Annotated in this window: 10 protein-coding genes; 5 read left to right on the top strand and 5 right to left on the bottom strand. The window is 52.4% G+C overall.

Annotated elements, in window-relative coordinates:
* Positions 1-62: 62 nt before the first annotated feature.
* Positions 63-683, top strand: coding sequence for a DUF1269 domain-containing protein (locus HMPREF3052_RS03465; protein ID WP_070712222.1), 621 nt, complete (start codon positions 63-65; stop codon positions 681-683).
* A 257-nt stretch (positions 684-940) separates the two neighbouring features.
* Here HMPREF3052_RS03465 and HMPREF3052_RS03460 read toward each other — a convergent pair whose 3' ends face one another.
* The 3 genes from HMPREF3052_RS03460 to HMPREF3052_RS03450 all read right to left on the bottom strand — a co-directional run bounded on the left by HMPREF3052_RS03460 (position 941) and on the right by HMPREF3052_RS03450 (position 5,242).
* Positions 941-1,750, bottom strand: a complete 810-nt coding sequence (locus HMPREF3052_RS03460) for an alpha/beta hydrolase (RefSeq protein WP_070748561.1) — start codon at positions 1,748-1,750, stop codon at positions 941-943.
* Between the two features lie 106 nt (positions 1,751-1,856).
* Complete coding sequence (locus tag HMPREF3052_RS03455) at positions 1,857-2,846, bottom strand: peptidylprolyl isomerase (protein WP_070748559.1); 990 nt, start codon at positions 2,844-2,846, stop codon at positions 1,857-1,859.
* The gene (locus HMPREF3052_RS03450) at positions 2,843-5,242 is read right to left on the bottom strand and encodes an LPS-assembly protein LptD (protein ID WP_349267315.1); all 2,400 of its coding nucleotides are present in this window, start codon (positions 5,240-5,242) and stop codon (positions 2,843-2,845) included. Before HMPREF3052_RS03450 ends, HMPREF3052_RS03455 begins: the two co-directional genes overlap by 4 nt.
* 69 nt (positions 5,243-5,311) lie before the next feature.
* Here HMPREF3052_RS03450 and amgK point away from each other — a divergent pair, with 69 nt between their 5' ends.
* Both amgK and mnmG read left to right on the top strand, forming a co-directional pair.
* Positions 5,312-6,316 (top strand): N-acetylmuramate/N-acetylglucosamine kinase AmgK, encoded by a 1,005-nt coding sequence (gene amgK / locus HMPREF3052_RS03445; protein WP_070748555.1) that lies wholly within the window; start codon positions 5,312-5,314, stop codon positions 6,314-6,316.
* 82 nt (positions 6,317-6,398) lie between these two features.
* Complete coding sequence (mnmG, locus tag HMPREF3052_RS03440; protein WP_070748553.1) at positions 6,399-8,294, top strand: tRNA uridine-5-carboxymethylaminomethyl(34) synthesis enzyme MnmG; 1,896 nt, start codon at positions 6,399-6,401, stop codon at positions 8,292-8,294.
* A 246-nt stretch (positions 8,295-8,540) separates the two neighbouring features.
* Here the strand turns inward: mnmG and HMPREF3052_RS03435 are convergent, their stop codons facing one another.
* Both HMPREF3052_RS03435 and HMPREF3052_RS03430 read right to left on the bottom strand, forming a co-directional pair.
* Positions 8,541-9,500: a hypothetical protein gene (locus HMPREF3052_RS03435; protein ID WP_070748551.1), complete on the bottom strand. Its 960-nt coding sequence runs from the start codon at positions 9,498-9,500 to the stop codon at positions 8,541-8,543.
* A 275-nt stretch (positions 9,501-9,775) separates the two neighbouring features.
* A complete protein-coding gene (locus HMPREF3052_RS03430) occupies positions 9,776-10,369 on the bottom strand; it encodes a 5-formyltetrahydrofolate cyclo-ligase (protein ID WP_070748549.1) in 594 nt (197 codons plus the stop codon).
* A gap of 78 nt (positions 10,370-10,447) precedes the next feature.
* Here HMPREF3052_RS03430 and HMPREF3052_RS03425 point away from each other — a divergent pair, with 78 nt between their 5' ends.
* Together HMPREF3052_RS03425 and rpsB are read left to right on the top strand one after the other, a co-directional pair.
* On the top strand, positions 10,448-10,690 hold the full coding sequence (locus tag HMPREF3052_RS03425) for a hypothetical protein (protein ID WP_070748547.1): 243 nt from the start codon (positions 10,448-10,450) through the stop codon (positions 10,688-10,690).
* Between the two features lie 177 nt (positions 10,691-10,867).
* The gene (rpsB, locus tag HMPREF3052_RS03420; protein ID WP_002230071.1) at positions 10,868-11,596 is read left to right on the top strand and encodes a 30S ribosomal protein S2; all 729 of its coding nucleotides are present in this window, start codon (positions 10,868-10,870) and stop codon (positions 11,594-11,596) included.
* Positions 11,597-11,621 lie beyond the last annotated feature (25 nt).

Genomic DNA, 11,621 nt, shown 5'->3' with positions numbered 1-11,621 from the left:
TTACAATGACACTGCATACAACTAGTATGTTCTTAAATCTTTCAATCTACGGGAGTGGACTTATGAAACAAAACATCATCGTTGCCTTATTCGACATCTCCAGCGAAGCTTATCAAGCCTTTTCTGAATTGAAAGCTTACTCGCAGACAACAGATGCTTTGGTGGCACAAGCCGTTTTGGTTAAAAAGGAAAATGGTCTGATTATCCCAGCAGAAAGCACCGACTTTACCGCCAATACGGTCGAAGGCACATGGACGGGCGGCCTCATTGGTTCGCTGGTCGGCATCCTCGGCGGTCCTATCGGTGTTCTGTTGGGTGGAGCTACTGGCGCACTCATCGGCAGTGATGTAGGCACTGCCCAAACATTGGGAGAGGGGGCGTTGCTGGAAAATACAGCCAAAAAACTGGATAACGGCAGTACTGCAATCATTATTTTGGCGCAAGAATCCGACGAGGCTGTATTGGATGCTTTCTTCCACCGTTTCAAAACCGTTATTCTCCGGCAAGATGCAGCCGTTGCCCAACAGGACGTATTGGCAGCAATAGAAGCGCAGGAAGAAGTGGCACGTCAGGCACACGAAGCTTGGAAAAAACAGCGCAAAGCCGAACGCAAAGAGAAAGTGGAAGCCTTCAAGGCCGACATCAAACAAAAATTCGACGAATTGGCAGCCAAGTTGAAATAACACTGCCACCAACCCAAGGTATGTAACCGCTCAAATTTTCCGTTTCGGATGCATGCCAAACCGGTTTGAGGCTACCTGAAAATCTATTTTTCAGGTAGCCTCTCCCTTTTTCATGCCCCGAGACCTTTGCAAAGGTCTCAACCTATGTTATTGCGAAGGTCTCGGCCTTTTTATAATTGGATTTTAGATCGATCCAATAGGTTCAATACGCTTCTAAGTTTGCATTTCAGACGGCCTCAATGTTTGGCAAACCTGCTTTAACGCTGCCATACGTTGCGCAAATATTCGATGCAGTCGGTCAGGGCGTAAAACGGGGCGTTGCCGTGATTGGCGTTGGGGTAGAGGGTAAAGCGGACATCCGCGCCGAGGTGGTGCAAAGTGCCGGCAAGAATTTTGGCTTGTGCAACCATGCCGCGGCTGGTTTGGTCGGGGCGGTTGTTTCTGCCTTCATGTTCGCCTGCGCCGAGGCGGATGCCGATTCTTTGCGGTAAAGTGTCGGGCAGCCAATCGAGTACGCGGCGGTCTTGCCACCAGATAGACGGCGACACCAGCAAATAATGGCGGAAGCGTTCGGGGCGGGTGAACAGGGAATAGAGGCCGTACAAGGCGCCGAACGAATGGCCGAAGACGGCTTGGTTTTGGGTATCGATGCGGTATTTGCCGTCGAGCAGGGCGGAGAGTTCGTCATCGATAAAGCGGCTGAAGCGGTCGGCTTGGCCGTATTGTTTGCGTTCGGATTCGGGCGCTTTGTCGGGCAGCGGCGGCGTGTAGTCGAGGGCGCGTTGGCTTAAGTCGCGGATGGTGCCGCCGGTGTAACCGATGCCGACAATCAGACAGGCGGCATGGCTTTTGGTGATGGGGTTGATGAGCAGGGATTGCGCCATATTGAGGATGGCGGGGAAAAAGGCGTCCCCGTCAAGAATATACAGTACGGGATAGCCGCCTGCCGGACGCTCGCCGAGTGCCGCGGCTTGAATGCGGTAGGTGCGGCCGGTGTGGGCGGAAGTAAGGGCGGTTTCTTCGGCTTGCAGCAGGGTGGCGGCTTGCCAGTTAGGACGGATGGACATGATGGGGTGCTTTAATCAATGGTTGCTTAAGGGAAAAGGCCGTCTGAACAATGGTTTTCAGACGGCCTTATTGTACGGATTTCTGCCTTTTTAACAATACGCGCGATTAGCGTACGTCAACGTAGGAGCTGCTGTGCAGTTCGCGCAGGAGGTTGGTGGTCGCCTGTTGCGCTTTTTGTTGGGACAGGTATTGGCGGACGGCGTTTTGTTGGCGCTCTTCAGGCGTACCTGCTTCGCGGACGTCGTTCAGCTTGATGATGTGCCAGCCGAATTGGGTGCGGATAGGGGCGCTGATTTGGCCGGGTTTGAGTTTGTGGACGGCTTCTTCAAATGGGGCAACCATCATGCCGTCGGCAAACCAGCCCAAATCGCCGCCGTTGCCGGCGCTGCTGTCTTGCGAGTATTGGCGTGCCAAACCGCCGAAATCTGCGCCGCTGCGGGCTTGTGAGTAGATTTTGCGGATGGTGCTTTCTGCGCCGACGGCGGCATTGTCGTTGTCGGCTTTAATGAGGATGTGTTGGGCATGATATTGGCGCACAGGGTCGGCTTCGGGCAGGGTGATGCCTTGTTGTTTGGCCTGCTCGATGTAACGTGCCACTTCGGAGTCGCTGACGCGGCTGTTTTGCATGATGGCCTGTTGGCGCACTTTTTCAACAATAATGCTGTCGGCGATGTCTTGACGGACAGCGGCAGACGGATTTTTGATGTTGGGGTTGTGCGCGATAACGGCTTCGATTTCGCTATCGGTTGCTTGGATGTTGCGGCGTTTGCCTGCTTGGAGGATCAGGGATTGGTTGATCATTTGTGCCAAAACTTGTTGGCGCAGCTCGTTGGCGTCCATTTGTGTGCCTTTAGGCATGGTTTGACGCGCTTGCGCTACGGCTTGCGCTACTTGGCGGTGGGTAATGACTTCGTTGTCGACAACCGCGGCAATGCCGTCTGAAAGATGTACGCCGCTTTGTACGGCTGGCATGGTGGTGGCGCTGACGGCAGCTGCTTTGGCTGCGCGCGCTTTGGTCGCTTTGGCTTTAGGGGCGGCGTGTGCGCCTACTGCGAGAGTGAGTGCGGCGACGAGAATCAGGGGTTTGAAGTTCATTGTTTGACTACCTCGTTGGTTTTGCTGTAACCGGGGATGGCTAAGCGGAGTTTTTCGAATGGGTTGTTGCCGATATTGCTCAAGTCTTTGAGTTGGAGGTTGAAGAATACGGCGTTTTTGTGGCTGTTTTCGCCGGTAACATAGCGTTGGCCGACCAAGCTTGCGCTCCAGCAGCCGCAGTTGCTTTTGTATTCTGCACCGATGAGCATTTCCAGCGGTTTTTTGGCTTCGATTTCGTAGTTGTAACGGGCAACGGCGTACAGGTTTTTACTCAACGGCCATTGGGCGGCAAGGTCGACTTGGCTGAGCCTGTCGTAGAAATAGTCGCCGTTGGCTTGCAGATAAATGCGCTCGTTGCGTCCGTATTTGTAGCGCGCGCTTAAGACTTTGCCGGGTTCGGGGTTGTAGGCAATCCCTGCGGCGTAGCTTTCGGCACGGCTTTGGTTTTGGTTGTAGTGGATGTCCAAGTCGATGCGGATGCTCGGGGTAATGTTGCCGTGTGCAAAGGCTACCCAGTCGGACTGGCTGCGCGGATAACGGCTGACGCTGCCGTCAGGCAGGACGTTGTCGTTTTTGAAGTAAAACTTCTGGCCGATACCTGCACGGAAGAGTTCCGCACCGGTGTTGGGGTTGAGGATACGGCTTTGTGTGGCCAGCGTCAGGCTGTTGGCCGAATTGATGCGGTCGTTGCCGGAATAAAGGTTTTCGCGGAACAGCTGCGAATAGGTAAAGCTGTTTTCAGAGCTGTCGAAATTAGGCAGGTCGTTTTGGGACTTGGTCGGAATGTAGTTGTAAAACAGGCGCGGTTCAAGCGTTTGCAGGTATTCCCCGCCGAAGAGCCGGGCCCTGCGCTCGAAAGTCAGGCCGCTGTCGACGTTGATAATCGGCAGGACGCGGCTGACATTGCGGCTGCTTTGGCCGTTGAAGCTGTTGAGGCTGTAATAAGTGGCGTGTACGCCGACTTTAGGCCGGATGTAGCCCCATTGGTTGTGGAAATCCCATTTGACGCTCGGGTAGAGCACCACGCGGCTGCCGTCTTGCTTGGTATCGTGGTCAAAACGGGTGAATTGGCCGAACACGTTGAGTTGCGCTTTGCCGAGATGGCTTTGCCAACGGCCGGTCAGACGGGGCATGATGGCATAAGGTTCGTCCTTATAGCCGTCTTGGTTGGCCAGCGTTTGGTATTTTTGTACGCGCAACGAGCCGTCAAAGCTGCCACCCAACAGTTTGTCGCTGTAATTGAGCCATGCCTGACGGTCGAGGTTGACGTTGCGCGCGATGTCTTCGCGGCCGTAGAAGTCGCGGTAGTAATCGTCGTCGGAAACTTGGTTGTAGTTGATGCCGCCGCTGATTTTGCTGTTCAGCTGCTGCTGGTGTTTCCATTTGAACTGGTAGCGGTTGTTGTGGACGCTTTTTTGGTCGTTGGGCATCCAGTCGCCATCGACTTCGCCGCTGTAATTCGGTTGCAGATAACGGACTTGGCCGCCCAGTTGCACGCCGCGTTTGCTGATAATGCCCGGGCGGATGGTGGTATCCAAATTCGGCGCAAGGTTGAAGTAGTAGGGCAGGCTCAGCTCAAGGCCGTCTGAACCTGTGGCAATGGTCGGAACGAGCAGGCCGCTTTTGCGGTTGCCATTGATGGGGAAGTCCGCCCAAGGCGTGTAGAGGACGGATACGCCGCCGAATACGAGCGAAGCGTGTTTGGCCACGCCGATACCAGTCGATTCATCGGCCTCAATGCTTTGCGCTTGGATATACCAGCTGGCATCGCCGGGCGAACAGGTGTTGAATTTGGTATTGATGAGTTTGTAGAGGCCTTTGCCTTTGAGTTCGGCTTTTTCGCTGACACTTTGAAGGCGGCGTCCGCCTTGTTCGGTATTGAGGCGCACGGCGGTGCCGGAACCGGTTTGGTCTTTGAGGTTGTAAACCAATTGGTCGCCGGATACGGTCGAACCGTTTTGATACAGAGTAAAGCGGTCGCCGGCGGTAACGGTATCGGTGGCTTGGTCGTATTGCGCCCAATCGGCGTTGAGAACATCGGCATTGCGCTCGACGATGACGTCGCCTTCGGCACGGACGCCGACCTGGGTTTGGCCTTCTATTTTATCGGCGTTGACGCGGGTGTAATCGGCAGGCAGGGCAGGCTCGCCGCTGCGTTTGATTTCGGCGGTTTCGGCCGGCTTGGCATCTTCGTGGTCGCAAAACAGGCAAGTGCTGCCCAAAGAAAGCGGATCGGCTTCGCTTTGGCTGGTTTTTGCCGGTTTGGATGCGGAGGTGTGGGCAGGGGTATAGTCTTCCGCCTGCGGAACAGAAGCATCTTCCGCGCGCACGGCTGTTGCGCCAAAGCCCATAATTAAGGCGAGTACCAAGGGTTTGAGTGAAAATAAACGAGCCAAAATCGCCCCTTAAATCGGTTTGCCAGTTAGAATAGCGGTTATTGTAACCTGAAATTCTGCGATACCGCTATGCAACGACAAACCGAATTACAAAACTGGCTGGAGTCTGTTTACCCGAACCAGCCGTTCGAATTGAGCTTTGCGGCAGCCGATGCCGACTTCCGCCGCTATTTCCGTGCGACGTTTTCAGACGGCCAGACCGTTATCTGTATGGACGCGCCTCCTGAGAAGATGAGTGTTGCGCCTTATTTGAAAGTACAAAAACTGTTTAACATGGTCAATGTGCCGCAAGTGCTTCATGTGGATGAAGCGTTGGGCTTTATGGTGTTGAACGATTTGGGCAATACCACATTCCTGGCCGCCATGAATCAGGAAAACAGTGCAACCGCCCACAAAGCCCTGCTGCTTGAAGCCATCGACGAACTGATCGAACTGCAAAAGGCCAGCCAGCCCGGAAAACTGCCGGAATACGACCGCGAAATCATGCTGCGCGAGATTAACTTGTTCTCCGAATGGTTTGTGGCCAAAGAATTGGGCCGCGAGCTGACTTTCAAGCAACGTCAGTTGTGGCAGCAAACCGTCGACACGCTGTTGCCGCCTCTGTTGGCGCAGCCTAAAGTGTATGTCCACCGCGACTTTATCGTCCGCAATCTGATGCTGGCAAAAGGTCGTCCGGGCGTGTTGGACTTCCAAGACGCGCTTTACGGCCCGATTTCCTATGATTTGGTGTCGCTGTTGCGCGATGCATTTATCGAATGGGAAGAAGAATTTGTATTGGACTTGGTTATCCGTTACTGGGAAAAAGCACGCGCCGCCCAGCTGCCTGTGCCTGCCGAGTTTGACGAGTTCTACCGCTGGTTTGAATGGATGGGTGTACAACGCCATTTGAAAGTGGCCGGTATTTTTGCCCGCCTGTACTACCGCGACGGCAAAGACAAATACCGTCCTGAAATTCCGCGCTTCTTGAACTACTTGCGCCGCGTATCCCGCCGTTACAACGATTTGGCGCCGCTGTATGCGTTGCTGGTCGAATTGGTCGGCGATGACGAATTGGAAACAGGCTATACCTTCTAAGCTTGGTTTTAAGATTTGATTCCACTTTTCAGACGGCCTGATCAACAAAAGGCCGTCTGAAACCTTTACAGAACATATAAAAATGACTTACATGATTTACCCCAAAACCTACGACGTGATTGTCGTCGGTGGCGGCCATGCCGGTACCGAAGCCGCGCTTGCCGCCGCACGCATGGGTGCGCAAACCCTGCTGCTCTCGCACAACATCGAAACCCTCGGCCAAATGTCGTGCAATCCCTCCATCGGCGGTATCGGCAAGGGCCACCTCGTGCGCGAACTCGACGCATTGGGCGGCGCGATGGCGTTGGCCACCGACAAATCCGGTATCCAGTTCCGCCGTTTGAACGCCAGCAAAGGCGCGGCGGTGCGAGCCACGCGCGCGCAGGCCGACCGTATCCTATATAAAGCCGCCATACGCGAAATGTTGGAAAACCAAGAAAACCTCGACCTTTTCCAACAAGCCGTCGAAGACGTCACGCTCGACGGCGACCGCATCAGCGGCGTAATCACCGCGATGGGCGTGGAATTTAAAGCCCGCGCCGTGGTGCTGACCGCAGGCACGTTTTTGTCCGGCAAAATCCACATCGGTTTGGAAAACTACGAAGGCGGCCGCGCGGGCGACCCCGCCGCCAAATCGCTGGGCGGCCGTTTGCGCGAATTAAACCTGCCGCAAGGCCGTCTGAAAACCGGCACACCGCCGCGCATCGACGGCCGCACGATTGATTTCTCCCAGCTTACCGAACAGCCCGGCGACACGCCCGTTCCCGTCTTTTCCGTGCGCGGCAACGCCGAAATGCACCCGCGCCAAGTGTCCTGCTGGATTACGCATACCAACCTGAAAACACACGAAATTATCCGCTCAGGCTTCGACCGCAGCCCCATGTTCACCGGCAAAATCGAAGGCGTCGGCCCGCGCTACTGCCCGTCCATCGAAGACAAAATCAACCGCTTTGCCGACAAAGACAGCCACCAGATTTTCCTCGAACCCGAAGGCCTGACCACCAACGAATACTACCCCAACGGTATCTCCACCAGCCTGCCGTTCGACATCCAAATCGCGCTCGTGCGCAGTATGAAAGGCCTGGAAAACGCCCACATCCTGCGCCCCGGCTACGCCATCGAATACGACTACTTCGACCCGCGCAACCTCAAAGCCAGCCTCGAAACCAAAACCATCCAAGGCCTCTTCTTCGCCGGACAAATCAACGGCACGACCGGCTACGAAGAAGCCGCCGCACAAGGCCTGCTCGCAGGCGCAAACGCCGTGCAATACGTCCGCGAACAAGACCCGCTCCTGCTGCGCCGCGAACAAGCCTACCTCGGCGTATTGGTGGACGACCTCATCACCAAAGGCGTGAACGAACCCTACCGCATGTTCACCAGCCGCGCCGAATACCGCCTGCAACTGCGCGAAGACAACGCCGACATGCGCCTGACCGAAGACGGCTACAAAATCGGCTTGGTGGGTGAAGCGCAATGGCGCATGTTCAACGAAAAACGCGAAGCCATCGAACGCGAAATCCAACGCTTGAAAACGACGTGGTACACGCCGCAAAAACTCGCCGAAGACGAACAAATCCGCGTGTTCGGACAAAAACTCAGCCGCGAAGCCAACCTGCACGACCTCCTGCGCCGCCCGAACCTCGACTACGCCACACTGATGACCCTGCCCGACGCACAACCTGAAACCGCACTTGCCGACAGCGTGGTCGAACAAGTCGAAATCCAAGTCAAATATCAAGGCTATATCGACCGCCAAAACGAAGAAATCGACAGCCGCCGCGATATCGAAACCTTAAAGTTGCCCGAGGATATCGATTACAGTAAAGTCAAAGGTTTGTCGGCAGAAGTGCAGCAAAAGCTCAACCAGCACAAACCCGAAACCGTCGGCCAAGCCAGCCGCATTTCCGGCGTAACGCCTGCCGCCGTCGCATTGCTGATGGTGCATTTGAAACGCGGGTTTAAAGATGCTAAGTAAGGTTTAATCCGAATAAAGGCCGTCTGAAACTTTCAGACGGCCTTTTTAAAACTGACACATATTTATGTAGATTAAAATAGAACGCATCCCTGCTGTCATTCTCATGCAGGCGTGAATCTAGAATCTGATCTACTGCATACCCAAAACCTGTCGAATAATAAGGCTTATTCTGGCAGGCAATTTATTGTCAGAGCAGAATATGTTTGTAATTTATGTGAGCAATACCCACACTTGTGTCTATATTTGTTATTTCATCTCCATACTGACTTCGACGTCTGTATCAGTAATAATGCAACGAGCACGGTACTCTATTTCCATGCCAGCGTTATTTTTTGCGGTAAAGCCACGAGTAACTACGATATTCTCTGTTATTCCGAGGAATGTCCCTGTATCGAGAACATGCCCTCTAAACGTGGACGGATTTACTAATTGCTGTTTAATGGCGACATCGCATAGGTTAATAGCAGCAGCTTCATCAATCTGCTTATCTTGCACAGCTGTAACATGGGCTTGGTTTTTAATATCATCCTCGGAAACATAGAAACGTTTACCGTTGGTGCAATCAGCAAAGAATACAATTTTGCTGCGAGGTTTGCTTTTACTGTCAGAAACTTCTACAAGCTCCACTCTGTCGCAACTGGATTCTTTGGCTATGAGTAGTGCTGCTTTTGGAATGAGTTCGTTAATTTTTGCAATACCTGACTTGCCCCAACGCTGATAAAGTTTCGGATTGTCTTTTTTCGTATACTTGAAATTTAAAATATCTGGATAGATTTTGGATTCTGGTGAGATAGTGGAAGGTTGGCTGCTGTCACTAGAAGAGTCTCTACCATCGCAACCTCTAACAAGTGAAAAAATTACAAAGCTTGCAAAAAGTATCCAAAGCACCTTTTTCATAGGATTTTTTTGTTTAGTCCCTGCAGAATCTGATCTTTGTCGCTGTAGCCAGTTTTGCCTACGTACCTCCAAATCTTGCGGTTCATTAAATAAAGCGGTACGCAATGTTTTGATAAACCGATCATTTTGTTCTATAAGAAGTCGTCTACCATCAAAAAGGTAGACTTCAATTACTTCGCCACTTTTTTCATTATATGATTCGATATCAATTAGATAAATCTTTGTTTTACGGTTGAAAACAATAAATGAATCATTGTAAGCAACAGTAGCTTTTGGGAAGTCTCCTGCCAGCACTCGGATTAAACGCATTATCTTCTCGTTCTCTCGTATAGTTGAAAATATTACTATATCCTAACAAAAAATTTACAATTATTCAAACAGCAAGTAACAACTATCAGATTGATAATCCAACCTTTTTTCAGGTGGCCTTTCTCTCGTTCAGGCTTCCTAAACCTACACATTAAGCAACAATTTCAAACATATCTTCATTTCCCCAGAGTCTTAACTAACAAAAAAGGCCATCTGAAACCTTAAAATCAGGTTTTCAGATGGCCTTTAATCATTTTAATAAACCGATAATTGTCCTATCGAGGCCGTCTGAATTTCAATACGCCAAGCTCGGAGACAAAGCCGTTTAGGGGGATGTCGTGGGGTTCGGTCGGCAGTGTGTCGGTCAGTTGGCAGCCGAAGCCTACGCCCAGGGTTTGGGTTTGCAGGCGGTATTTCGTGGCGGAGAGGGTGGCGTCGTAATAGCCGCCGGCTTGTCCGAGGCGGTAGCCGCGTTTGTCGATGCCGACGATGGGGACCAGCAGCAGGCTGAGTTGGTGGACGCGGATTTTTTTGCCGGTGAATTGGGGGACATGCAATTTAGCGCGGCCGCGTTTGCGTTCTTGTTTGGCGCCGTCGGCAGGGTAGGGGGTGAACCACATCCGCCGCGTGTTCGGTTCGATATAGGGCAGGTAGAGTTTTGCGCCGCGTTTTTGTGCGGCACGGACAAAGCCGTCCAATCGCAATTCCTTGCCCATCGGCCAATACACGCCGATTTTCCGTCCTTTTTTGATGTAGAGCTTGAGCAGGCGGTTGATGGTTTCGGTGGCGGCGTTTCGCTCGTCGGCGCTCATTTGGGCGCGTGCGCGGCGGAACTGTTTGCGTAATGCCGATTTTTCGGGGTTCCTCATTTTCAGACGGCCTTTCGGGATTGCGGTAGAATGTTGCGATTATAACGATTTTATTAACATTCAAACAGGACGCACACAATGTGGCACATTGTCGCCATCGGCTATCTTTTTGTTGCCGTGATGTTTTCCGCCGCGCAGCCGAGTATTGCGCGCGCGTTGATTTATTTGGTTTTTTGGGCGGTGTTGCCCGCTGTGTTCACGGTCTTGGTCGTGACCATCCGCCGCCGCAACCGCCTGATGAAACGGCAGGAGCAGGCGGAGTTTGAAGCGGCCCGCCAAAAGGCGGTACAGGTGGATGAAAAACAGGACGGAAAGGTATAAAATCCCTTTTCAGACGGCCTCTTATCCGCTATAATCCGTCAGTTTTCCATTTCGGAAACACTCTTTTATTTTTTAAAACTTATGCCCACTTTCGCCGAAGGGTGCTTGACAATAGGCGCCGCCTATCAAGTTCTATGCGATTGAATGTGTGCTCTTTAACCCTTTCAAGGAAATAACATGTCTCAAATTACTATGCGTCAGATGATTGAAGCCGGTGTTCACTTCGGTCACCAAACCCGTTTCTGGAACCCGAAAATGGCTCAATACATTTTCGGTGCGCGCAACAAAATCCATATCGTAAACTTGGAAAAAACCCTGCCGATGTTCCAAGAGGCGCAAGAAGCCGTACGTCGTCTGGTTGCCAACAAAGGTACAGTATTGTTCGTAGGTACTAAACGCCAAGCCCGCGACATCATCCGCGAAGAAGCTACCCGTGCCGGTATGCCTTTCGTTGATTATCGCTGGTTGGGTGGTATGCTGACTAACTACAAAACCGTTAAGCAATCCATCAAACGCCTGGAAGAAAAAACTGCTGCCCTGGAAAACGCTGCTGAAGGCGGTTTCAACAAAAAAGAAATTCTGGAAATGCAACGCGACGTTGAAAAACTGGAACGTTCTTTGGGCGGTATCAAAAACATGAAAGGCCTGCCTGACGCGATTTTCGTTATCGATACCGGCTACCAAAAAGGTACTCTGGTTGAAGCTGAAAAACTGGGCATCCCTGTTATCGCCGTAGTCGATACCAACAACAGCCCTGACGGCGTGAAATACGTTATCCCTGGTAACGATGACTCCGCTAAAGCTATCCGCCTGTACTGCCGCGGCATCGCTGACGCAGTTTTGGAAGGCAAAAACCAAGCGCTGCAAGAAACTGTAGCCGCTGCCCAAGAAGCTGCTGCCGAGTAATTCGGTACACAGAAGAGGGGCGTTA

Source organism: Neisseria sp. HMSC056A03 (genome assembly GCF_001815685.1).
Classification (GTDB): domain Bacteria; phylum Pseudomonadota; class Gammaproteobacteria; order Burkholderiales; family Neisseriaceae; genus Neisseria; species Neisseria subflava.
The sequence above is the reverse complement of the archived record's forward strand: the minus strand, read 5'-3'. Positions and strand labels throughout refer to the sequence as shown.